The sequence below is a fragment of the Streptomyces sp. NPDC096132 genome (assembly GCF_044763345.1).
Lineage (GTDB): Bacteria > Actinomycetota > Actinomycetes > Streptomycetales > Streptomycetaceae > Streptomyces.
The window spans coordinates 66,185-89,207 of sequence record NZ_JBIWGA010000029.1; the positions used below are offsets into that span (position 1 = coordinate 66,185).

The window sequence follows — 23,023 nt, forward strand, 5'->3', positions numbered from 1 at the left end:
GCCTGCGAAGAGGGCGCGGCTCAGGTGCTGCGGAGCCGGTCAGGCCGTACCGCTCGCACGGTCGTCCCGCTCGGTTCTCCGGCCGACCGCTCCGTGCCCGAGTGCGGGGCGCTGCCCGGGGTGAGCGTCTCGCCCTGGACGATCCGGGGAGCGTGACCTGCTTCCGTGCCCTCTCCCTCGTCCTTCGCGGCACGTGCCTCCGCCTTGAGGATGCGGGCGGACTTGCCCGCCGAGCGGGCCAGGTCGGGCAGCCTCTTCACGCAGAGGATGGCGATGACGACGACAAGGATGACAGCGAGTTCGCTCAGTCCGAACATGGGGTCCTGTTCTGTTTGTCCTGTGACGGTGGTGAGACATGTATCGGCGCTGAGCGCAGGAGCGGGTCCTCGGCGGCGCGCCGACGCACATGCGGCAGCGTCCCGCGGTCGAGCAGCGCCTGCTGCCAGACCAGGCGAGCCCGTTCCGCGTGGCCTCTACGCAGGACGGGCCGCCGCGTTGCCGTCCCGCGATGCAACTCGAGGGCGACGAGAGCCATCAGAGTGCCCGCCGCCGCGACGAGCTCCGGGTATCAAGCCCGCCGTGACGAGCGAGTGCTGCATGGTGCTTGTCACCGCGGCGAGTTGGAGCACGGTGCCCAGCGCCAGCTGGATCGCGGCGGAGATGAGTGGGGTCAGAACCACGAGCGCGGGCAGCGCGCCGTCACCCGAGCCGTGTCCGGGCTCAGCTGCAGCCCGTACGGCGAGGTAGGCGCCGCACTCCCCTGCGGCCGCCGTGATCGTGTCGGCAGCCTTGAACGCCCCGGTGCTCCCCAGCGCCCGGTCCGCCACCGCCTCGAAGTCCGCGAGGTCCTCGGCCGCGCGGGAGGAGCGGGTCGCGCATCGCCCGGGCGACTCAGACGTTCACCCCGAAGTCGGAGGCGATGCCGGCCAGTCCGGAGGCGTAGCCCTGACCGACGGCACGAAACTTCCACTCCTGGCTGTTGCGGTAGAGCTCGTCGAAGATCATCGCGGTCTCGGTCGAGGCGTCCTCGGACAGGTCGTAGCGCGCGAGTTCCCGGCCGTTTGCCTGGTTGACGACCCGGATGAACGCGTTGCGCACCTGACCGAAGCTCTGGCCGCGGTTCTCGGCGTCGTGAATGGAGACCGGGAAGACGATCTTGTCGATCTCGGCGGGCACCCCGGCCAGGTCCACCTTCACCGACTCGTCGTCGCCCTCGCCCTCGCCCGTGAGGTTGTCGCCGGTGTGCTCCACGGACCCGTCGGGGCTGCGCAGGTTGTTGTAGAAGACGAAGTGCTGGTCGGACGGCACCTTGCCGGTGGCATCGAGGAGCAGGGCGGAGGCGTCGAGGTCGTAGTCGGTGCCGGTGGTCGTGCGGACGTCCCAGCCCAGTCCGACCAGGACCGCGGTCAGACCGGGCGCCTCCTTGCTCAGCGATACGTTGCCGCCCTTGGACAGGGAAACTCCCACTGCGTACTCCTCCTCGGCCTGTGCGATCCCGCCCGTGTCCCGGACCGGGATCATGAATCTACACCACTGTAGAGAGAGTGGACCTGGCTTCTGCAATCCTGAGGAGGCACTCCGGTCATCGCTACGATGTCCAGCCGGGGAACCGGCGGCGACGGAGAGGAGACAGGGCGTGACGGATCACCGGCAGCGTCCCCGGCGGCGGGGGCAGGGCGAACTGGAGGTGCTGGTCCTGTCGGCGCTGCGGGAGGCGGAAGGCCCCGCGACGGCCGGTTGGGTGCAGGAGCGCCTGGGCGGCGGTCTCGCCTACACGACGGTGATCACGATCCTGACCAGGCTGTTGGCCAAGGGGGCGGTCACCCGCGAGCGTGCGGGGCGGTCCTTCGCCTGGACGCCCGCGTCGGACGAGGCCGGTCTGGCCGCGCACCGGATGCGTCGGGTGCTGGATGCCGAGCGGGACCGCGCGGCCGTGCTGGCCAGCTTCGTCACCGGCCTGGGCCCTGACGACGAACGGCTGCTGCGCGAACTGCTCGCCGAGCCTGGCGACGGAGGGGAAGACTGACGCCTCATGGGGGTCTTCGTCTTTCTGCCGCTCGTCCTGCCGCTCACGGCCTGGCCGGTGGCGCGGCTGGCCGAACAGCACCTTCACCCGCGCACCGCGACCCGGCTGCTGACCGTCGTGGCCGCCGTGATGGCGGTGTGCAGCACGGTGTGCTTGGGGCTGCTCATGGTCGTGGGCACCGCCCAACTCCCCGGCAACCCGCTCCCCGACGGCTGGTCGGACCCGGAGGTGCGCGAGGCCGTCCCCTACGACGGGATCGCCGGCCGGCTCGCCATCCCCGCGCTGTGCGTGGTTGCCGCGGTCTGCGGCCGGACCCTCTGGCGGCACAGCCGGGTCCACCGCCGCGCCCACCGGGCGCTCGCCGGGCTGCCCGGCACGGAGGTCGCGGTCCTGCCCGACGAGACCCCGTACGCGTACGCCCTGTCCGGCAACCGCGGTCTAGGTGACCGCAACCATCGTGACGGCTTCCGTCGGAACCGGATCGTGGTGACCACCGGCCTGCTGGACCACCTCGAACCCGCCGAGCGGCGCGCCCTGTTCGCTCATGAGCGCGCCCACCTCGCCGCCCGCCACCACCGTCACCTGCTCGCGGTCCAACTCGCCGCTCAGGCCAACCCGTTCCTCCGCCCGCTGAGTTCGGTCGTGGCCTACACCACCGAGCGCTGGGCGGACGAGGACGCGGCCCAGGCGGTTGGCAGCCGCCGTACCGTGGCCCGGGCGATCGGCAAGGCCGCTCTTGTCTCCCGGGGCACACCGGCGCCCACGCTCGCCGGGTTCGCGGCGGCGCCGGGGCCGGTGCCGCGCCGGGTGAGGGCCCTGCTCGGCCCCGCTCCGGCGGTACGGGACTGGCCTTCGGTCTTCACCACTGTGGGTCTCGCGGTATGGGGTGCCGCCGCGGGGACGGCCGTGTCGGCGATGTCGTCGGCGAACTCCGCCGTGACCATGCTGCTCATCCTGCGCGCCGCCACACCCCTCTGAACCGGCCGGCCGGCTGTCAGGTGTGGTCGACCAGCGCGGCCGGTCCGGCAGCCGGTCCCCACGAAGGCGAGGATCGCGAGCAGGCAGACGAGGAGCACCAGCCGGCTGGTCAGGATGCTCGCCAGAGCGAGTCGCGCCCTTCGCCGTCAAGTCGGCGACCACGGGCGCGCGTGACATGTTCGTCAGGGATGGAGAGCAGCGCGCACAGGCCGTCGACCGGGCGCTCTCGGCGCTGCTCACGACCGGCTCCCCCGAGGTGTTCGTGCTGGTGTGGTTCCAGGAGGGGTTGGTACACCGCGTCGTGGGACGCTGAGCGTCGTGCCGGAGCGGCGCACAGCGCATCCCGCCCGGCACGACGCCTGCGGCCCGTCAGAGGTCGAACTCGTGCGGCGGCAGGTCGAGGGTGAAGCAGGCTTCCCGTACGACGGCCTGCTCGGTCTTGTCGAAGTCGCCGTCGGCGCCGCCGATGACGATGCCGATCTGGATGACGGCCCGCGCCTCGGCCGGCTTCTTCTTCGCCTTGGCGATCTCCTGCAGCACGCTGACCTTGCCGAAGTCGAAGTCGGCCGTCAGCTTGTTCAGGTTGTCGTCGAAGCGCCGCTGAAGGTCTGTGGCGTCGAAGTTCTGCAGCACCTCGTTGGTGGCGATCAACTGGGCGACGCGGTGCCGCTCGGAGGGATCGATGGTGCCGTCGGCGGCGGCGACCAGGGCGCACATCGCCATGCTCGCGTCGCGGAAGGCACCGCTCTTGAGGTCGTTCTTCTTCGCCACGAGCTGCGTCTGCATCGTCGACGCGGACTCCTTGATGCGGTCCCACAGGGCCATGAGAACTCCAGAAGGTCGAGCTGGATCGATATCTCTACATCAACGTAGAAACTAGCCGCTGAGCGGAAAGGTTCCGCCGTGTTCCGTCAGTCCTCGCCCTCGTCTTCCTCGTCGCCCTCGAAAAAGTCCCCGACCTCGTCGACGACTTCGGCCGCCACCATGCCGCCCACAACACCTACGGCGAGGCTGGCCGCGCCTGCCGCGACGACGGTGCCCATGCCGGGGCCGGATCGGCGCCCGTCGTCGTGATGCCCGTCGTGCTCGTGGCCGCCGCCCTGCCCGTAGTGGCTCTCGTGGCCGTACGAGCTGAAGGAGCCGTGCGAGCCGTATGAAGCCCGATGTTCGACCAACTGCCGCATCCAGCCGTCGACCTCCGCGGTCCAGTCGCGTACGTCGTGATGGCCGACGGTGAAGCGGGTGAGCGCGTCCTGGCCCTCCGAGAGGAAGCCGCCCCGCTTGTCGGCCTCCAGGACGACCTCCACGCTGCCGGGGTTCGCGAGGAAGGTCACCTCGATCTCGTTGACCTGGTGGGCGTACCGCGGGGCCGGGGTGAGCTCGATCTCCTGGTAGAAGGGGAGCTGCTGGCCGGTGCCCCCGATCCGGCCGTACTCCAGGTCGGCCGACTTGAAGCCGAAGCCCAGCTGGCCGAAGGCTTCCAAGATCGCTTCCTGGGCGGGCAGCGGGGACACGGTGAGCCGGTCGAGGTCGCCCTTGCCCTTGGCGCCGGCCACAGCGAGTTCCGTCCGCACGCCGAGGACAATGCCAAGCGGCTGCCCGTACAGCTCGCTGATCGGGGTCTCCCAGGGCAGCGCCACGCCGAACGCGACACTGCGGTCCTCACCCGCCGCCAGCCGGAAGCCACCCCCGACGGTGAACCGGTCGAACACGACGACCCCCTCACCCTCCCCGTCCTCGCGCTCGGCCTCGACCCTCGCCACCAGCTCCAGGGTGAGGTGCTCGACGTCGAAGTCGGCGTGTCCGCCTCTGAGGTGGACCTGCCCCGAGAGACTCCCGCCCGGCAGGACCGCGCCCGGGTCCAGGACCGTGTCCACGGTGGGGCCGCCCACGCCGAGCGAGCCGAGCAGTCGTTTGAACACCATCGTGGCGTCCACTCCTTAACGTGCGTGCGTTACCTGAGGGTTCGGGAACAAGCCGAGGAAGCCGCCCGTTCCCTCTACAGACACGTAGAAGCATAGAGTCGCCGAGACCGGTCCACTCCGCGTCCTGGCGGCCGCAGCGGGAAAGTCCGAAAAGCGTCGCCCATCGGGACCAGTCGGGGACTCGAGAGGGGCCTTTCGACCCCGCGGTCGTCGTGGCCGCGAGTGGGCCACCCAGCCCACCTTGTCTCAGGGCCGCCAACACGCTAATTCCACGGCTCCACCACATTGCGCGCATGCCGGCGGCTAGGATCCCGCGCGGGTGAGCCGGGAAGTCTGGTCGGCGCCGTAGCCGCCATGCCCGAGGATTCCCATGAACAGCGCCACCCACTGCGTCGCACTCGGTACGGCCACCGTCATCGTCCTGCCACTCGTCCTTGCGGTGTTCCTCGGGTGGACTCCGCCCCTGCCGCGCCGGGACTCCGGTTCGCCGCGACTTCTCGCCGCGGTGGTGGCGGCAGGGTACGGGGCCGTGGTCAGCGAGGCGCTGCCACGCCTGGCCGGAGCGGCTCGGGACGTGGTCGTCGTGGGTTCGTGTGTCGCCGTTACTCTGGCGGTTGTCGCCTTCGCGCTCGGCATCGCCTATGACCGCACCTCTCAACGGAGTCGATCAGGGGACGAGGCGGCGGTCCGCCGACCATGACGGCCGCCCTGCCCGCACGGCTCTGCCCGTGGAGGCGCCGGACGCGCGCCATGGCGCACCACCACCTCGTCCCCTTTCGGGTTTCGGTCAGGAGCGTCGTGCGCGGGTGGTGGCGTAGACCGCCCCGGCGCCGATGGCGACCGCCAGAGCCGCACCGCCGGCGATGAGGCCGACCGGGGCGCTCGAACCCGTCTCCGCGAGCGGCGGGGTGCTGCCACTGGGCGAGGGCTCGGGAGTCGCGGGCGGCGTGGACTCGAGCGGCGGCACGTCCGACGTCGTGGTCGGGGTGGTGGCGGACGGCTCCGGGGTGGTGGGCGGAGTCGTCTCCTCGGCGGGAGGTGTGCTGTCGGCCGGGTCGGTCGGGGTGCCGGGCGTGGTCGGTGTGGTCGGCGTGTTCTCGGAGGGGGTCGGGCCGGGCGTGCCGGGTTCATCGGGGGTGCAGGGCTTGTCGCCGCCGTTCCAGGCGGCGATGAGATGGTAGGGCGTGACCACACCGTCGGGCTCGTAGGGAACCGGGCCGTGCCCTTCCTCCGACTTGCCGTCGTAGATGACGTCGTCGCCGTAGAGGTCTATCTGTCCGTAGCAGTCGGGCGTCTTCACGCTCAGCTTCTGCCAGGTCCGCTTGGCGTCCTTGGAGTCGGCGACATCCGCGGCGGTCAGGTAGACCGTGGCCTTGTCCACGAGTGTCTGATGGCCGGAGGTGTACCAGCTGGACCCTTCGGTGGTGTATTCGGCGAGGGAGACCGGGTATCTGCACCCGTCGCCGACCGTCTGACCGGGTGCGAGGCGCACCTCGACGGCGCCGGGAGCGGTGTCCCAGAGGTGGAACCCGCCCTGCGAGGTCCAGTCGGCCCCCACGCGGTTTCCGTCGGCGTCGACGATGCGGTACTGGACGGTGGCGGACTGGCAGCCGGTCGTTGTCGTGGCGCCGGCCGCGGTTGCCGTGAGCACGGGCAGGGCAGCCGTGGTGAAAGCGGTTGCGGCGAGCGCGGCCAGAGTCCTGTGGTGTTGTGGACGTGACAAGTTTGCCTCGGGGATTTCGAGTGGGTGGGGGGTGGCCAGGTGCTCGTGGCGCCAGGACAGGCATGGTGGTGGCAGGCTGCTGGCGCCACTCGCGTCACTTCGCTCACTTCAGGCACGGCGAAGCGAGCTGAATTCTTGCCACTGTTCACAACTCCCGTCAATTCTTCACGGGTTCACCACAGGATGTGTTGTTCACGAGTCGCCGTCGTGGTCGGAGGCGTCCCTCCCGGGCGTGGCCCGTGGCCGTCGATGTGCCGGGCTCAGTCGACGGGCTGCAGCGGGCGGGACGGCCAGTTCAGGAGCCGGGCTCCCAGTGCGGCGGTCTGGAGGGTGTAGCGCTCGTCGGGGAGCGCGGGGTCGTAGCCGGTCAGGGTGCGGATGCGGGCAAGGCGGTACGTCACGGCCCTGACGCTGAGGCCGAGGCGTCGTGCGGTGACGGTGTGGGCGCAGCCGCTGTCGAAGTAGGCGGTGAGGGTGTGCAGGAGGGGGCCCGGTCCGCCGCGCGCCTGTTCCAGGCCGCCGAGCACGGTGGCCACGAGGTCCGTGATGGCGGCCCGGTCCCGGCCCAGGACCTGGAACACCAGCAGGTCGGCGGCGTGGATCACACGCCGGGGCAGGGCGAGCCGATCGGCGAGTTCCAGGGTTTCGAGGGCCTCGCGAAAGGAGCGGACGACGCCGTTCGCACCCGGTCGTGGACGGCTGACGGCGATCAGGGGATGCCGGGCCGCCGACCTCGTGACCGCTTCGGCGAAGTCCTCGCAGGCGGCCGGGCCGCTTCCGCCGGCCACGCAGACCAGCAGCCCGTCCTTCGCCGTGACCAGGCAGGCGGGCTCGTACCGGCGGGCGGACATGGCCTCGTCCACGTAACGGGTGGCGGGGTCAACGGCGGTGAACGGGGTCTTGGCGCGGGCCACGGCGACGCGGTGCGGCCCGGTGAGCTGGAACCCGACGCGGTGGGCCTGCTCCGCCATGCGGCCGAGGTCGCCCGGGCCGCGCAGCAACTCGTCGATGAAAGCGTGGCGTGTCTCCTCCTCGCGGCGGATCGCCGCGCGGTGGGCGGATTCGTAGCCCTCGGTAAGGGCGACGGCCACGTCGCGCACGAGCCGCACCACGTGCGCGGGTGTGGCCGGAGCCTCCGGCCCCGCGGCCGGCCGGGAGGTCTGGCACCGCACCCCGAGATGGGCGTCGATGACTTCGTGCAGCGGCGTGCCGGACTCGGCGGCATGTGCCCCGGTCGCGCGCAGCCGGGTGCGGTCTTCATCGTCGAGACCGCCTCCTCGGGACAGGGCCAGGACCAGCACCCGCTCGTACGGCTGCCCGTCTGCCGCTTCGCGTGTGGGGGGTTCGCTGCTGTCGGTCATCGCGGGCCCTCCGGATTGTCCGCTCCCTGACGTGTGATTTTACCGTCGCTTTGCCGTGGGTCGGCAAGGAGGGACGCCTCCAGTTGTCCACCGGTGACCAGCTGATCTCGGGGTTTGCGCAGGTCAGCCGGGTATGACGTCTTCAGTGTCACGAGCATCGACAACCGACCGGGAGTTCCTGTGCGCGCACGCGACCTCGCCCAGCCCTGTGCATCCATCGGCATCGGTGATTCCCTCGCCCTGGCCGCGGACCTGCTGGTGGGGCAGCGGCTGTCCGGGCTGCTGGTCGTCGACGCCCAGGCGCGTCCGGTGGCCGTGCTGCGTGCGGAGCATCTGATCCGCGCGTGCCTGCCGCGCTACCTCGAACAGGACCCGCTGCTGGTCAGGGTGATCGACGAACCGCACGCCGACCGCCTGTGCGTCGCCCCGCCCGAGCGGCTGGTCGCCGACTGCCTCCCACCGGGCCGTGCTCGCCAGTTCTCCGTCGCCCACGACTGCACCGTCCTGGAGGTGGCCGAGCTGATGGCCCGGACCGGCTGTCCCGTGGTCGCCGTGCAGGAACGGAGCACCCACGGTGCTTCCCGGTACGTCGGGGCGGTCACCGCCGCCCGGCTGCTGGCACACCTGCGGCAGGACGCCCACGCGTGAGGAGTCCGCGCACCGCGAAGCGAGACACGACGATGAGCCCCGCACCCGGCCGCGCCCGCACCGTTCTCGGACGGCTTTCCGTGCCCGAACGCAAGGCCGTCGCGGATGCCCTGCGCACCGAGACTGTCGGTGGCATGCTGCTCCTGGCCGCCGCGACCGCCGCCCTCGTCTGGGCGAACTCTCCGCTGCGGCAGTCGTATCAGGCGGTACGCGACAGCCACTTCGGCATCCCCGCCTGGGGACTGGACCTGTCCGTCGCCCACTGGACGGCCGACGGCCTGCTGGCCGTGTTCTTCTTCGTCGCCGGGGCCGAGCTCAAGCGGGAACTCGTCGCCGGTGACCTGCGCAGTCCGGCCACCGCCGTCCTTCCGGTGGTGGCCGCCGCGTGCGGCATGGCCGTTCCCGCCCTCGTCTACGGGGCCGTCGCGAGCGCGGGCGGCGGCACCTGGAACGGCTGGGCCGTGCCCATGGCCACCGACATAGCCTTCGCGCTCGGCGTCCTGGCAGTGATCAACACCCACCTCCCGTCGGCACTGCGCGCGTTCCTGCTCACTCTGGCCGTCGTGGACGACCTCGGCGCGATCCTGGTCATCGCCGTGTTCTACACCGTCGGCCTCAACCTCGCCGCCCTGGCGGGAGCAGCCCTGGGGCTGGGCGTCTTCTACTGGCTCCACCAGCGTAAACGCGTCCACGGCTGGTACTGGTACCTGCCGCTTGCCCTGACCGTCTGGGCTCTCACCCACGCCGGTGGCCTGCACGCCACCGTCACGGGCGTCGCGATGGGCCTCATGCTCCGCACCGGTCACGATCACCGGCCGGAGAAGGGAACGCTCGAACACATCATCCATCTCGCCCGCCCCGTGTCCGCCGGGCTGGCCGTCCCCCTCTTCGCCCTGTTCGCGGCCGGCGTCACCGTCTCCGCCGACAGTCTGCGAGCCGTCCTCGACCGTCCGGAACCCCTCGGCATCGCTCTGGGTCTACTCCTCGGCAAGACCCTGGGCATCTTCTGCGGGACCTACCTTGCCGTCCGCTTCACCCGTGCCCGCCTCAACCCGGCCCTCGCCTGGGCCGACATCCTGGCCCTGTCCGTCCTGGCCGGCATCGGCTTCACCGTCTCCCTCCTGCTGAGCGAACTCGCCTACCCGGAGCCCGCCCAAGCGGACACCGTCAAGACCGCCGTGCTCCTCGGCTCCCTCGCCGCCTCCGTCCTCGCTGCCGTGCTGCTCAGGATCCGCAACGCGAGATACCGGGCCTTGTACAAGCAGGAGACCCGTGGCCTTTCAGGCGACGAACCCGAACGGGAACGACTCGGCGGTGCGTCGGCCGGTACCGCAGCCTCCGGCCACCCGCCGGGCTGAGCATCGCCCGGCCGATACGACGAAGGCACCCTCCGCGTGGCCCAGGATGGGCCACCCGTACCGCCCGGCCGGGCACGCCAGGACCACATGAAGCGCAACTGTCGGGATTCGCCGGCGTCGCACCGGTACATTCACCGGCAATCAGCTGAAAGGCCGTACATATGCGTTGGTCCCTCACAGCCCTGGAGGAGGTGCTCGGCACCTCGGGCCCGGATCTGGTGGTCGCCGTCGCGAACGCCTCGCATCGGCAGGCGCGGGAATGTGCCGAGTCGGTGCTGGCCATGGATCTCTGCCCGCCGCAGACCTGTGATCGTCTCCAGGTCTGGCCCCTCTTCAATTCCAGGATGTCCAGCTTCCAGACGCCGACGCCTGGACTGAAACCTGCGGTCGACTCCTCGCCCTTGTGGACGAACGTCCCCTCCTTGGGGGGCCTGAACCCCATGGTCGCGGCAGATCCGCGGCACGCTGAGAGCTCGCTCTTCTCGCGGGGCGTCGCCCGCGCTCTGCTGTACTGTCACGGGCTCGTGCTGGAAGACCCGCTGGCAGTGGCCTGCGCGATCTACACCTCCTGCGCTGCTGAAGACGAGGGGCTTGCCCGGAGGATGCTCGGTGCCGCAGCGAGATCGACCGTGGAGATCTCACAGTTGGTCGACGACGGGATCGTCGTTCCCTACTGGCGTCCCTCGCAGGACCACCGCATGCTGGGCGAGATCCGGGCGCACCTGCTGGGCCGTGTCTCCGCCATGGGTGGTGCCGGAGAGTTCGAGGACGAGGCATGGGACGTACTCGAGGCGGTGTATGTCGACGGACTCCATGCCTCGCTGCAAGAGGTCTGGCGGCGCATCAGAAAGGGCGACCGCGCTCCCGATCTGACGCTTGTGGAGGTGGCAGTCAGGAAAGCCGGCCCTGAAGCGGTGTCCACGTTTCTGGACGTCATGCAGAAATGGCGCCCCCAAGTCTCCTTCGACAACGTCGTCGACATCGTCTCTTGCACTCTTGACGATGTGATCGCCATGGGCGGTGAGATCGACATCTACGCCCCGGCCGCACTCTTCACGCGCTTCCTCCTGGCGACGAATCCGGCCCCCCAGGACGTCGATGCCGCCCGTGTCCGGGAACTGGCACGCACCGATGTACCTGGCCTGGACACATTGACGTGGAACGACATCGCAGCGATGCGCAGGGACGAGGAAGCCTTCGCCCTCTGGCGAGCCCGGCTGAACAACGGGCTGCAGGAGGCAGCCAGGCTCCGCGCCCAGGGGCTGAGGGCGGACACGCGCCGATGCCTCAGCGAAGCACTGCTCGAGGGGCGCGCGGCCCTGCAGCGAGCGCAGCGATCGTCCGCCTTCATGCAGCGCTTGGGCCGTTCCTCCGTGACCTTCGCACTCGGGGCTGTCGGCGGTGTCGTCGCCGGCGTTCCCGGAGGTGCCGTCGGTGCCACCGCGGGAGCCCTGGGAGCGGGGCTGTCCGGAGCCCTGCCCACGCTGTTCTCCGGCGACGAGCGGGCGTCAGCGTGGCTGACGCGCCACTACGTAATGTTCGAACGGCCCATTGCCGGTTGAAGCGCGTCGTAGACCTGTGCCACGAGTGCACGGCCCGCCGGTCCATACGTCTTCACCCTCGTGCGGCGGTGCTCCTGTTGTGAAACACCGACCACACCGCGTCTGCCGTGCGTCAAGGTCGACGCGAAAAGGCGTCAGTAACGCATCAGAGGGCGGCAGTTCCATGTCCTAATTCCCTAGCCTCGTCCTCATGCAACGGCGCATCCCACGAGAACGGGCGAAGTCGGTCTCCTCACAGGAACCGGGCGGCCTGGGAGCCGCTCACAGAACCGCCCGGGACGAACGGTGGCGCGGCGACATGTGCTCGGCGTACCTGGGGTTGGCGGCGTTCCGGACGATGCTCCTGGCCATCGACGCGGGTGCGGGGACCGTCACCGTCGTGCGGGCGCTCCTGTGGCTGGGGCTCGGCGGGGCCGTTCACGGTCCTGGTCCCTCCGAGGGTGGTGGCGGGAGAGGGGTGGTTGGCCTTCCGTTCGGCTGTGGCGGGAACGCCTGGTACGCACCGATCGGCTGGTCGCCGTGCGTTGGTCGGGTGCGGGCCCGCGGCGGTTGATCCTCCGTGACGTGTACGGAGCCCAGGTCGAGGTGGATCCGGATGTGCTCGTGGCCAATGCGCCGCTCTGGCGGCTGGTGGACGCGGGCGTCCGTAGTTCCCTGGCGCAGGGGAGCCTCCGACGTGGAGCGTCCGCCTTGGCGCAGATGTCCCGGCGGTTCGACGAGGAGACCGCCAGGGCGGTCTTCCGGGGTTCGGGCCTCCCCGCGGACGGCGATCAGCCCTGAGGCGATCGGGCCGGTTGGCAGCTCATCACCCGACCGCCCCTATCCCGAAGCAGTGGCCGAGCGACCGGGGTCTGCGGTCGGCTGACCGGGCACCGCTTTCAGGGTGAGCACCATGGTGAGGCCGCCGCCGGGGGTGTCCTCGGCGTCGAGGGTGCCGCCCATCGCCTCGGCGAAGCCGCGTGCGACGGCGAGACCGAGGCCGACTCCCGTGCCGCGTGGGGCGTCGCCGTACCGCTGGAAGGGAGCGAAGATGCGGTCCTTGGCCTCGTCGGGGACGCCCGGCCCGCGATCCACCACGCGGATCTCCACCCGGTCGGCGATGGCGCTGGCCGACACCAGCACCGGCTTGCCGTCGGGGCTGTACTTGACCGCGTTCTCCACAACGTTGGCGACCGACCGCTCCAGCAGTCCTGGGTCGGCGGCGACCATGGGCAGGGTCTCGGGGATGTCCAGTTCCACACCCTCCTCGGGATCTGGTATGCCGTCCAGTGCCATGGGCACCACCTCGTCCAGGTCGGTCTCCCGGATCAGCGGGGTGACGGTGCCGGTCTGGATGCGGGACATGTCGAGGAGGTTGCCCACGAGGTGGTCGAGGCGGTCGGCGCCTTCCTCGATGCCGGCCAGGAGTTCGGCCTGATCCTCCTCGGACCAGGCCACGTCGTCCGAGCGGAGTGAGGAGACGGACGCCTTGATCCCGGCGAGCGGAGTGCGCAGGTCGTGGCTGACGGCGGCCAGCAGCGCGGTGCGGATGCGGTTGCCCTCGGCGAGTTCCTTGGCCTGGTCGGCCTGGTGCTGCAGCCGCTGGCGGTCCAGGACCACGGCGGCCTGGGCGGCGAAGGCCGCGAGCACCCGCCGGTCCTCGGCCGGCAGGACGCGGCCGGACAGGGCCAGTGCCAGGTGGTCGCCGGCCGGCATGTCGACGTCGGCGTCCTCGGGGCGCCGCAGGGGCCGGGTGCTCCCCACACGGGCGGTGATCGTCCACGGGCTGACGTCGTTCTCCCGTTCCATGAGGGCGACCGTGTCCATGGTGAAGGTCTCGCGGACGCGTTCCAGCAGCGCCTCCAGGCTGGTCTCGCCGCGCAGGACGCTGCCCGCGAGGAAGGAGAGGATCTCCGACTCGGCGCGCAGTCGGGCGGCCTGGTGGGTGCGTCTGGCCGCCAGGTCGACGACCGAGGCCACCGACACCGCGACGGCGAAGAAGACCGCGATGGCGACGATGTTCTCCGGGTCGGCGATGGTCCAGGTGTGCACCGGCGGGGTGAAGTACCAGTTGAGCAGCACCGAGCCGACCGCTGCCGAGGCCAGCGCCGGGAGGAGGCCGCCGAGCAGGGCCGCTCCGACCGTCAGGGCCAGGAAGATCAGCACGTTGTTCGTGAGGTCCGGGCCCGTGTCGACATGGGTGAGCGCGTAGGTGAGCAGGAGGGGGCCGAGCACGCCGACCAGCCAGCCCCAGATGATGCGCGAGCGGCCCAGACGGCCGCCGCGTGCGAGGGGCAGCCCGCGCCCCTTGGCGACCTCCTCGTGGGTGACGATGTGGACGTCCAGGTCGGGACCCGACTCGCGGGCCACGATGGCGCTCACCCCGGGGCCGAACACGTACTGCCAGGTACGGCGGCGGCTGGCGCCGAGGACTATCTGGGTCGCGTTCACTCCGCGCGCGAAGTCCAGGAGCGCGGCTGGGATGTCGTCCCCCACGACATGGTGGAAGGTGCCGCCGAGGTCCTCGACGAGGGTGCGCTGGACGGCCAGTTCCTTGGGTGAGGCCGAGGTCAGCCCGTCGCTGCGGGCGATGTAGACGGCCAGCACCTCGCCGCCGGCGCCCTTCTCCGCGAGCCGCGCCGCCCGGCGGATCAGTGTGCGTCCCTCCGGGCCGCCGGTCAGGCCGACCACGATCCGCTCCCGCGAGCCCCAGATCGCCGACACGCGGTGCTCGCTGCGGTACTGCTTCAGGTAGGCGTCGACCCGGTCGGCCACCCACAGCAGAGCCAGCTCCCGCAGGGCGGTCAGGTTGCCGGGGCGGAAGTAGTTCGACAGGGCCGCGTCGATCTTGTCGGGCTGGTAGACGTTGCCGTGCGCCATACGGCGGCGCAACGCCTCGGGGGACATGTCGACCAGCTCGATCTGGTCCGCCCGCCGTACCACCTCGTCGGGGACGGTCTCCTGCTGCCGTACGCCGGTGATCGACTCGACGACGTCTCCCAGGGACTCCAGGTGCTGGATGTTGACGGTCGAGACCACGTCGATTCCGGCGGCCAGCAGCTCCTCGACGTCCTGCCACCGCTTGGCGTTGCGGGAGCCGGGGATGTTCGTGTGGGCCAGCTCGTCCACCAGCGCGACGTCCGGACGGCGGGTGATGACCGCGTCGACGTCCATCTCGGTGAAGACGGTGCCGCGGTAGGAGATCTCGCGGCGCGGCACCTGCTCCAGGCCGTGCAGCATCACCTCCGTGCGCGGCCTGTCGTGGTGCTCCACGAAGGCGACCACGCAGTCGGTACCTCGTTCGACGCGGCGGTGGGCCTCGGACAGCATCGCGTACGTCTTGCCGACACCCGGCGCCGCGCCGAGGTAGATCCGAAGCCTGCCGCGTGCCATGGCTCTCTCACTCCTCGAAGCGGTAGCCCATGCCGGGCTCGGTGATGAGGTGACGCGGATGGGAGGGGTCCGCTTCCAGTTTGTGCCGCAGCTGGGCCATGTAGACACGGAGGTAGTGGGTCTTGGCGTGGCTGGCGGGGCCCCACACCTCCTGGAGCAGTTGCCGCTGGGTGATCAGCCGCCCGGGGTTGCGCAGCAGCGTCTCCAGGATGTGCCACTCGGTCGGGGTCAGGCGCACCTGCCCGCCGTCACGGGTGGCCTTCTTCGCCGACAGGTCGACGGTGAACGCCTCGGTACGGACGACCATGGGACTGCCGTCGCCCAGTGGCGCGGTCTCCAGGTGGCGCAGGGCCACCCGCAGCCGCGCCAGGAGTTCCTCCATGCTGAACGGCTTCGTGATGTAGTCGTCGGCGCCGGTGTCGAGCGCCTCGATCTTCTCGCCCTCGGCCCGGCGGGCGGAGACCACCAGGATCGGCACCCGGCTCCAGCCGCGCAGCCCCCGGACCACGTCGAGGCCGTCGATGTCCGGCAGGCCCAGGTCCAGCAGGACCACGTCGGGCGGCCGGGCGGCGGCCACCCGCAGGGCGGTCGCCCCGTCGGCTGCGGCGTCCACCTCGTACCTACGGGCCCTGAGGTTGATCACAAGAGCTCTGAGGAGCTGGGGATCGTCGTCCACGACCAGCACCCGTGTCATTGCCGTGCCGCCTTCCTTGGGGAGCGGGAGCTGAGCCGGGCGGGGGCCCCTTGGTCTCAGCTCTTCTCGGCCAGTGCCCTGAGCGCGATGTTGAGTTCGAGGACGTTGACGCGTGGCTGGTCGAGGAAGCCGAGCGTGCGGCCCCGGGTCTGGTTCTCGACCAGCTTCTGGACCTGGGCGACGGTCAGCCCGTTCGCCCTGGCCACCCGGTTGACCTGGATGTCCGCGTACCGCGGTGAGATGTCCGGGTCGATGGCGGAGGCGGAGCCGGTGACCGCGTCCTTGGGCACCTCGGACTCGGGTACGCCGTTGAAGGCGGCGACCTGCTCCTTGGCCGCCTTGACGGCCGCGACCAGTCCGGGGTCGCTCGCGCCGAGTTGGCCGGAGCCGGTGGCCAGCGGGTCGTAGCCGCTGTGGGACGGACGGCCCTGGAACCACTTCGGGTCGGGCTTGTCGGTGCCCTGGATGTTCCAGCTCTGGCCGATCAGCTTCGAGCCGACCTCCTTGCCGTCGACCTCGACCATCGAGCCGTTGGCCTTGTCATGGAACAGGGCCTGCCCGATGCCGGTGACCAGCAGGGGGTAGAGGAGGCCGGTCACGACGGTGAGGACGAGGAGCATACGCAGGGCCGCCCACAGCATCCGTGCGGTGTTCGTAACGGAGTTGTTCATGTCCTTCATCCGATCCCGGGGATCAGCGAGATGAGCAGGTCGATGAGCTTGATGCCGATGAACGGGGCGATCAGTCCGCCCAGGCCGTAGATGCCGAGGTTGCGGCGCAGCATCCTGTCCGCGCTCATCGGGCGGTACCGCACGCCGCGCAGGGCGAGCGGGACCAGGGCGATGATGATCAGCGCGTTGAAGACGACGGCGGACAGGATCGCCGACTCGGGCGAGGCCAGGCCCATGATGTTGAGCCTGTCCAGCGACGGATGGGCGACGGCGAACATCGCCGGGATGATCGCGAAGTACTTCGCGACGTCGTTGGCGATGGAGAACGTGGTCAAGGCGCCCCGGGTGATGAGGAGTTGCTTGCCGATCTCGACGATCTCGATGAGCTTGGTCGGGTTGGAGTCGAGGTCGACCATGTTGCCGGCCTCCTTGGCGGCCGACGTACCCGTGTTCATCGCGACACCGACGTCGGCCTGCGCGAGCGCGGGCGCGTCGTTGGTTCCGTCGCCGGTCATCGCGACAAGCTTGCCGCCCGCCTGTTCCCGCTTGATGAGGGCCATCTTGTCCTCGGGGGTGGCCTCGGCGAGGAAGTCGTCGACGCCGGCCTCCTCGGCGATGGCCTTCGCGGTCAGCGGGTTGTCACCCGTGATCATGATCGTCTTGATGCCCATCCGGCGCAGTTCGTCGAACCGCTCCCGCATGCCCTCCTTGACCACGTCCTTGAGATGGATCACCCCGAGTACACGTGCCCCGCGGTCGTCCTCGACGGCCACGAGCAGCGGGGTACCGCCGGCCTCGGAGATCCGGTCCGTCAACCGGGAGGCGTCTTGGGCGACTTCGCCACCCTGCTCCCGCACCCATGTGACGACCGATCCCGCGGCACCTTTGCGGATCTTCCTGCCGTCGACGTCCACGCCGGACATGCGGGTCTGGGCGGTGAAGGAGATCCACTCGGCGTGCGTCAGCTCGCCCTGGTGGCGTTCGCGCAGCCCGTACTTCTCCTTCGCCAGGACGACGATGGAGCGGCCCTCGGGCGTCTCGTCGGCCAGCGACGACAGCTGGGCGGCGTCGGCGACCTCGGCCTCGGTCGTCCCGCGTACCGGCACGAACTCGGACGCCTGCCGGTTGCCGAGGGTGATGGTGCCGGTCTTGTCGAGCAGCAGGGTGGAGACGTCTCCGGCCGCTTCGACCGCCCTGCCGGACATGGCGAGGACGTTGCGCTGCACGAGTCGGTCCATGCCCGCGATGCCGATCGCGGACAGCAGCGCGCCGATCGTGGTCGGGATCAGGCAGACCAGGAGCGCGGTGAGCACGATCATCGAGGTCTGCTGGTCCGCGCCCGCGTAGATGGCGAACGGTTTCAGGGTGACGACCGCGAGCAGGAAGACGATGGTGAGGGACGCGAGCAGGATGTTCAGCGCGATCTCGTTGGGGGTCTTCTGCCGGGCGGCGCCCTCGACGAGGTTGATCATCCGGTCGATGAAGGTCTCGCCCGGCTTCGTGGTGATCTTGATGACGATCCGGTCGGAAAGGACCTTTGTCCCGCCGGTGACGGCGCTGCGGTCGCCGCCGGACTCCCGGATGACCGGTGCGGACTCTCCGGTGATGGCGGACTCGTCGACCGACGCGACGCCCTCGACGACGTCACCGTCGCCGGGGATGATGTCGCCGGCCTCGCAGACGACCAGGTCGCCGATGGTCAGGTCCGTCCCCGGCACCTGCTCCTCGGACGTACCGTCCTTCAGCAGCCGTCGTGCCACGGTGTCGGTCTTGGCCTTGCGCAGGGTGTCGGCCTGCGCCTTGCCGCGGCCCTCGGCGACGGCCTCCGCCAGGTTGGCGAAGACGACCGTCAGCCACAGCCAGGCGGCGATGGTCCAGCCGAACCAGTCACCGGGGTTCTTGACGGCCAGCACGGTGGTGACGACGGAGCCGATGAGCACGACGAACATCACGGGCGACGTGACCATCACCCGCGGATCGAGCTTGCGGCAGGCGTCCGGCAGCGACCTGAGCAGCTGCTTCGGGTCGAACAGGCCCGCACCGACACGGCCATGGTCCTGGTGACCGGTCGGGACGTCGCTGTGCGGCGCCCGGGTGGGAGCGGCCGTGGGCATCGGGTCCTCTTGCTTCTCGATACGAGTGGTCATGCCGCCAGCCCCTCGGCGAGCGGGCCCAGCGCGAGGGCCGGGAAGAACGTCAGACCGGTGATGATCAGGATCGCGCCGACCAGCAGACCGGTGAACAGCGGCTTCTCGGTGCGCAGGGTGCCCGCCGTGGCGGGGATCGGCTTCTGCTCGGCGAGCGAGCCCGCCAGCGCGAGCACGAACACCATGGGCAGGAACCGGCCCAGCACCATGCACAGCCCCAAGGTGGTGTTGAAGAAGTCCGTGTTGGCGCCGAAGCCGGCGAACGCGGAGCCGTTGTTGTTGGACGCCGAGGTGTAGGCGTACAGGACCTCGGAGAATCCGTGCGCCCCGATGTTGGTCATGGCGTCCTTGCCGTCCGGCAGGGCCATGGCCACCGCGGTGCCGATCAGCACCAGAGCCGGGGTGACGAGGATGTAGCAGGCGGCCAGCTTGATCTCACGGGTGCCGATCTTCTTCCCCAGGTACTCGGGCGTGCGGCCGACCATCAGACCGGCGATGAAGACGGCGATGACCGCCATGATGAGCATGCCGTAGAGGCCGGAGCCGACACCGCCGGGCGCGATCTCTCCCAGCATCATGCCGAGCAGCAGCACACCGCCGGACAACCCGCTGAAGGAGTCGTGGAAGGAGTTGACCGAGCCGGTCGAGGTCATCGTGGTCGACACGGCGAACAGCGACGACGGTCCTTCCCCGAACCGCTGTTCCTTGCCCTCCATCGCCCCGCCCGCCAACTGCGAGGCGGTGCCGGGGTGGGCGTACTCGATCCACGTCACCGCCACGACACCGGCGAACCAGATGACGCCCATGGCCGCGACGACGGCATAGCCCTGCCTGACGTTGCCGACCATCCTGCCGAAGGTGCGCGGCAGCGAGAACGGGATCACCAGCAGCAGGAAGATCTCCAGCAGGTTGGTGAAGCCGCCCGGGTTCTCGAACGGGTGGGCGCTGTTGGCGTTGAAGAAGCCGCCACCGTTGGTGCCCAGGTCCTTGATGGCCTCCTGCGAGGCGACCGCGCCGGGGCTGATGGCCTGCCTGTCACCGGTGAGTGTGGTGATCGTGTGGATGTCGCCGAAGTTCTGGATGGCGCCGGCGGCGATCAGCAGCACGGCGGCGGCCACCGAGACCGGGATCAGGATGCGGACGGTGCCCCGTACCAGGTCTGCCCAGAAGTTGCCCAGGTCCCCGGTCCGGGACCGGGCGAAGCCGCGCACCAGCGCCACGGCGACAGCGATGCCGACCGCCGCCGAGACGAAGTTCTGCACAGCCAGCCCGGCGGTCTGGGTGACGTGGCTCATCGCCACTTCGCCCGAGTACGACTGCCAGTTGGTGTTGGACACGAAGGAAGCGGCGGTGTTGAACGCCTGGTCCGGACTGATCGGCTTGAAACCGAGCGACAGCGGCAGCTTGTCCTGCACCCGCTGCAGCACGTACAGGAACACCACGCTCACCGCGGAGAAGGCGAGCACGCCGCGCAGGTACGCGGGCCAGCGCATCTCCACGTCCGGGTCGGCGCCGACCGAGCGGTAGATCCACCGCTCGACGCGCAGATGCTTCCTGGAGGAGTAGACGGCGGCCATGTAGTCGCCGAGAGGACGGTGCACGAGAGCAAGCGCGCCGATCAGCGCGGTCACCAGGAGCACGTCAGCAAGTACCGGGCTCATGTCGCGGCTCAGAACCTCTCCGGGAAGATCAGGGCGAGGACGAGATAGCCCAGCAGGGCGACGGCCACGACCAGTCCGATGACGTTCTCGGCGGTCACAGCTTCGCCACCCCCTTGGCGATGAGGACCACCAGCGCGAACACCGCGACCGTGGTGAGGACGAAGGCCACGTCGGCCATCGCAGTCTCCTGGGTGAGGTTCGGGTAAGAACGGACCTCTAGAGGAAATCCCCTTCTCCACGTGGAGGCGACCGCCCTTGACGCTCCTCTTACGGCCGTCGGCCCAGCCTTGACGGATCTCTGACGCGGAGCGGCCTCAGGGCCGAAGGAAGTCGCGGATGCGCGCGGCGATGGCCGGCCAGTCGTCGCCGAACCAGACGAAGTGACTGTCCGCGAGACTCTCCAGGAGCTCCGCTCGGCGCAGAACGGCGGCCAGCGACCGGGCATGGGCGAACGGTACGGCGCCGTCGTGGCCGCTGGCGATCACCAGGCCGGGCTGTTCGACTTCGGTCGCCAGACGCCCGAGGTCGGGGCCGGCCCTGAGGTCGTGAAGGTCGTTGAGGAATCCGTGCCCCGAGCGCATCCGCGTGAACAGGGCGATCGCTGTCTCCCGGTGCTCGGGCCGCAGGCCCGCCACCACCTTCCGGACCGGAAGGACCGTGAGGTCGCGCAACAGCATCCGAAGCGCCGCATCCGGCGCGTGTCGTACGAGCGCGTGCACCAGTGCCCAGGTCGCGGGCTCCGTACGGGGTGCGAAGACGGCGTGCGCGCCCAGGTACGTGCGGTGGCCGGGCCAGGGCACCGGTCCCACGGCGCTCTGCAGGATCAGCCGCTCCACCAGATCAGGGTGTCGTGCGGCCATCGCGACCGCCGTGGGGCCCCCGCCCGAGGTGCCGACCACCGCTGTGACCCGCGTGACGCCGAGCTGCCCGCAGAGCGCGGCCGTGACGTCGGCGAAGCCCGTCGCCGAACCGCCGGTGGTCACGGGCGTACCGCCGTATCCGGGCCGCGACGGCACCAGCAGAGAGCAGCCCGCACCACTGAACACGTCCTCACCCAGGGCCAGTCCGGCTCGCATGTGTGCGCCGTGAAAGATTACGACGGTGTCCGACCCGCGACGCTCAAGGCGGAATTCCAGCGGTCCGTGCCCCGTCGCGACGACCTGCGTAGGGAGCTCGCTCTCGGAGACCTCGCGGGTTGGGACTCGCCTCACGACAACTCCCCGATGCGACGGACACCGCCAGTACACCACGCCGCACATGCTCCCTCTGCCGAGCCCGCGGGCAAGGTGTGCGACCGGGATCTTGACGAGCCCTTGACCAGCCGTGCGGAACAGGGCGACAGGAGGACAGTGGCGAGAACGCGGGAGTGCTGATGCGGTCGCGGCCGTCGCCGCTGACCGCGGATCCGGCTCGCTCGGTCGTCGTGGTCTTCGCCTTCGTGATCCTCTGCTCCGAAGGCGGCCCGGATCGGTAAGTCGGTCGACTACCCCAGTGTCGCTGGTCTTGCGGCGGCGGACCACGAATGCGGCACCGGCGTCGCCCGGACGTGGCCCCGGCAGGCGCGTGTCACACTCCTGCCGGTCCCCGGCGCGCGTAACGCAGCACCCGCAGGACGAAGGCGGGTGTGAGAAGCCATTCCGGGCGCCGGATGAGGCCGGCGACCTCGGTGAAACGGACACAGACCGCGGCGTCGTGCTGGGCGGCGACGCTGACGTGTTCGACGTACCGGTTGAGGAGGTCCGTGCCTGGGGGCTTCTCCCCGGTGGTGCCCTCGTACATGAAGTCGCCTCCGGCGGCGATGGACCAGGCGACGGCCACCGGTCTGGCCGCGGCGCGGAAGAACCGGCGGGTGAAGGTCCGGTCGAGTGCGGGGTACCGGTCCAGGCAGGCGCCGAGGGCCGCCGCCTGCTGTGCCGCAGTGCTCATCCCCTGCCCGTAGATCGGGTCGGGGCTGCACACGGCGTCGCCGATCATCACCCAGCCGAGGGGGAAGCGACGCATCTTCTCGACGTGCCTGCGCTGGTTCGCGGTGAACCGGTGGGTAACCGGTTCACCCAGGGGTTGCGAGGCGGCCATGACATCGGCGATGACCGGTGAGTCCAGGGAGCGGGCGAAGGCGAGTCTGCCGGCCTCATCGGCCGGGGGCACCTCGCCGTTGATGCCAACCAGGCCGACGATCCACCGATCCCCCTCCCATGGCAGCACCATGGCCAAGCGTTTGGTGGCGGGGTCACCGATCACCGCGGCCGCCTTCCAGTCGCGTGCGGGCAGCGCGTCACGGCGGTACACGCGGCTGGCGTAGTGGGTGTTGACGGTGACGCGGGACACGGGTGGCTCCGCGTACCCGAGCTCCTTCAACCAGGCGAGGCTCTTGGCCTGGCGCCCAGTGGCGTCGACGAGCAGGTCGCAGGACAGGGTGGAGCCGTCGGCGAGACGGACACCAGCGACGCGCCGACCGGTGGCGTTGGTGTCGAGGCCCGTGCCGGTGGTGCGTTCCCGAACGGTGACCTGGGGCAGCGCCGTCACGCGTCGGCGAACGGTCGCCTCCAGGAAGGGACGGGACATCACCGGGCCCCGCATCCGGCTCACCGGCCGGACCAGCGTGCCGCCGCTCTGGTACCAGTAGAAGTCGCGGCAGACGTCGAACTCGGTGGCGCCGCCCGCGTAGAGCTCCTCTCCGATGCCGGGAAACCATGCCTCCAGCAGCCGGGCGCCGGCGTGGAGCAGGAGATGGGGCTGACGGCCCTGCGGGACATGGGCGCGCCAGTCGGCGCCGTCGGGCAGTGGGTCGCGGTCGATCAGGACGACGTCGCGGCATCGCTCCGACAGCACGCGGGCGGCGCACAGGCCCGCCATGCTCGCGCCGACGACCACCGCCGTCCCTGTCACCCTGTGTG

General features: G+C 70.2%; 22 protein-coding genes. 8 read left to right on the forward strand and 14 right to left on the reverse strand.

From position 1 onward, the window contains the following. Window positions 1-20: 20 nt before the first annotated feature. Together ACIRF9_RS43145 and ACIRF9_RS43150 are read right to left on the reverse strand one after the other, a co-directional pair. Window positions 21-317, reverse strand: a complete 297-nt coding sequence (locus ACIRF9_RS43145; protein WP_403834295.1) for a twin-arginine translocase TatA/TatE family subunit — start codon at window positions 315-317, stop codon at window positions 21-23. Between the two features lie 574 nt (window positions 318-891). After that, window positions 892-1,467 (reverse strand): TerD family protein, encoded by a 576-nt coding sequence (locus tag ACIRF9_RS43150; RefSeq protein WP_403834391.1) that lies wholly within the window; start codon window positions 1,465-1,467, stop codon window positions 892-894. 169 nt (window positions 1,468-1,636) lie between these two features. Between ACIRF9_RS43150 and ACIRF9_RS43155 the strand changes: the two genes are divergently transcribed. From ACIRF9_RS43155 to ACIRF9_RS43165, 3 genes are all read left to right on the forward strand, one after another. Further along, window positions 1,637-2,026: a BlaI/MecI/CopY family transcriptional regulator gene (locus tag ACIRF9_RS43155; protein ID WP_403834298.1), complete on the forward strand. Its 390-nt coding sequence runs from the start codon at window positions 1,637-1,639 to the stop codon at window positions 2,024-2,026. A gap of 6 nt (window positions 2,027-2,032) precedes the next feature. Continuing rightward, the gene (locus ACIRF9_RS43160; RefSeq protein WP_403834301.1) at window positions 2,033-3,004 is read left to right on the forward strand and encodes a M56 family metallopeptidase; all 972 of its coding nucleotides are present in this window, start codon (window positions 2,033-2,035) and stop codon (window positions 3,002-3,004) included. Window positions 3,005-3,179: 175 nt separating this feature from the next. After that, window positions 3,180-3,317, forward strand: coding sequence for a hypothetical protein (locus ACIRF9_RS43165; RefSeq protein ID WP_403834303.1), 138 nt, complete (start codon window positions 3,180-3,182; stop codon window positions 3,315-3,317). 56 nt (window positions 3,318-3,373) lie between these two features. Here ACIRF9_RS43165 and ACIRF9_RS43170 read toward each other — a convergent pair whose 3' ends face one another. Further along, entirely contained in the window at window positions 3,374-3,829 is a 456-nt protein-coding gene (locus tag ACIRF9_RS43170) for a tellurite resistance TerB family protein (RefSeq protein ID WP_403834306.1), read from the reverse strand. An 86-nt stretch (window positions 3,830-3,915) separates the two neighbouring features. Beyond that, window positions 3,916-4,929, reverse strand: a complete 1,014-nt coding sequence (locus ACIRF9_RS43175) for a sporulation protein (protein WP_403834308.1) — start codon at window positions 4,927-4,929, stop codon at window positions 3,916-3,918. A 370-nt stretch (window positions 4,930-5,299) separates the two neighbouring features. Here ACIRF9_RS43175 and ACIRF9_RS43180 point away from each other — a divergent pair, with 370 nt between their 5' ends. Next, window positions 5,300-5,629 carry a hypothetical protein gene (locus ACIRF9_RS43180; RefSeq protein WP_403834310.1) on the forward strand — a complete coding sequence of 110 codons (330 nt, stop codon included), beginning with the start codon at window positions 5,300-5,302 and terminating at the stop codon, window positions 5,627-5,629. 87 nt (window positions 5,630-5,716) lie between these two features. On the opposite strand, the gene ACIRF9_RS43185 is transcribed toward ACIRF9_RS43180, so the two are convergent. Beyond that, window positions 5,717-6,580, reverse strand: a complete 864-nt coding sequence (locus tag ACIRF9_RS43185; protein ID WP_403834312.1) for a hypothetical protein — start codon at window positions 6,578-6,580, stop codon at window positions 5,717-5,719. Window positions 6,581-6,912: 332 nt separating this feature from the next. Beyond that, a complete protein-coding gene (locus ACIRF9_RS43190) occupies window positions 6,913-8,013 on the reverse strand; it encodes a PucR family transcriptional regulator (protein WP_403834314.1) in 1,101 nt (366 codons plus the stop codon). Window positions 8,014-8,193: 180 nt separating this feature from the next. Between ACIRF9_RS43190 and ACIRF9_RS43195 the strand changes: the two genes are divergently transcribed. From ACIRF9_RS43195 to ACIRF9_RS43210, 4 genes are all read left to right on the forward strand, one after another. Continuing rightward, a complete protein-coding gene (locus ACIRF9_RS43195; RefSeq protein ID WP_403834317.1) occupies window positions 8,194-8,661 on the forward strand; it encodes a histidine kinase in 468 nt (155 codons plus the stop codon). A gap of 32 nt (window positions 8,662-8,693) precedes the next feature. Next, window positions 8,694-10,019, forward strand: a complete 1,326-nt coding sequence (gene nhaA, locus ACIRF9_RS43200) for a Na+/H+ antiporter NhaA (protein ID WP_403834319.1) — start codon at window positions 8,694-8,696, stop codon at window positions 10,017-10,019. 191 nt (window positions 10,020-10,210) lie between these two features. Beyond that, window positions 10,211-11,581 (forward strand): hypothetical protein, encoded by a 1,371-nt coding sequence (locus tag ACIRF9_RS43205; RefSeq protein ID WP_403834321.1) that lies wholly within the window; start codon window positions 10,211-10,213, stop codon window positions 11,579-11,581. A 564-nt stretch (window positions 11,582-12,145) separates the two neighbouring features. Beyond that, window positions 12,146-12,361: a hypothetical protein gene (locus ACIRF9_RS43210; protein WP_403834323.1), complete on the forward strand. Its 216-nt coding sequence runs from the start codon at window positions 12,146-12,148 to the stop codon at window positions 12,359-12,361. A gap of 39 nt (window positions 12,362-12,400) precedes the next feature. Here ACIRF9_RS43210 and ACIRF9_RS43215 read toward each other — a convergent pair whose 3' ends face one another. The 8 genes from ACIRF9_RS43215 to ACIRF9_RS43250 form a co-directional block, all read right to left on the reverse strand. Next, entirely contained in the window at window positions 12,401-14,953 is a 2,553-nt protein-coding gene (locus ACIRF9_RS43215; protein ID WP_403834326.1) for an ATP-binding protein, read from the reverse strand. A 7-nt stretch (window positions 14,954-14,960) separates the two neighbouring features. Further along, the gene (locus ACIRF9_RS43220; protein WP_403834328.1) at window positions 14,961-15,647 is read right to left on the reverse strand and encodes a response regulator; all 687 of its coding nucleotides are present in this window, start codon (window positions 15,645-15,647) and stop codon (window positions 14,961-14,963) included. Between the two features lie 56 nt (window positions 15,648-15,703). After that, the gene (gene kdpC / locus ACIRF9_RS43225; protein ID WP_403834330.1) at window positions 15,704-16,318 is read right to left on the reverse strand and encodes a potassium-transporting ATPase subunit KdpC; all 615 of its coding nucleotides are present in this window, start codon (window positions 16,316-16,318) and stop codon (window positions 15,704-15,706) included. 5 nt (window positions 16,319-16,323) lie between these two features. After that, a complete protein-coding gene (kdpB, locus tag ACIRF9_RS43230) occupies window positions 16,324-18,465 on the reverse strand; it encodes a potassium-transporting ATPase subunit KdpB (protein ID WP_403834332.1) in 2,142 nt (713 codons plus the stop codon). Beyond that, a complete protein-coding gene (gene kdpA, locus ACIRF9_RS43235; protein WP_403834335.1) occupies window positions 18,462-20,126 on the reverse strand; it encodes a potassium-transporting ATPase subunit KdpA in 1,665 nt (554 codons plus the stop codon). Before kdpA ends, kdpB begins: the two co-directional genes overlap by 4 nt. Before the next feature lie 8 nt (window positions 20,127-20,134). Then, window positions 20,135-20,224: a K(+)-transporting ATPase subunit F gene (gene kdpF / locus ACIRF9_RS43240; protein WP_037667570.1), complete on the reverse strand. Its 90-nt coding sequence runs from the start codon at window positions 20,222-20,224 to the stop codon at window positions 20,135-20,137. 216 nt (window positions 20,225-20,440) lie between these two features. After that, window positions 20,441-21,202 (reverse strand): alpha/beta fold hydrolase, encoded by a 762-nt coding sequence (locus ACIRF9_RS43245; protein ID WP_403834338.1) that lies wholly within the window; start codon window positions 21,200-21,202, stop codon window positions 20,441-20,443. A gap of 490 nt (window positions 21,203-21,692) precedes the next feature. Beyond that, window positions 21,693-23,015, reverse strand: a complete 1,323-nt coding sequence (locus ACIRF9_RS43250; RefSeq protein WP_403834340.1) for an FAD-dependent oxidoreductase — start codon at window positions 23,013-23,015, stop codon at window positions 21,693-21,695. Between the last annotated feature and the right edge of the window lie 8 nt (window positions 23,016-23,023).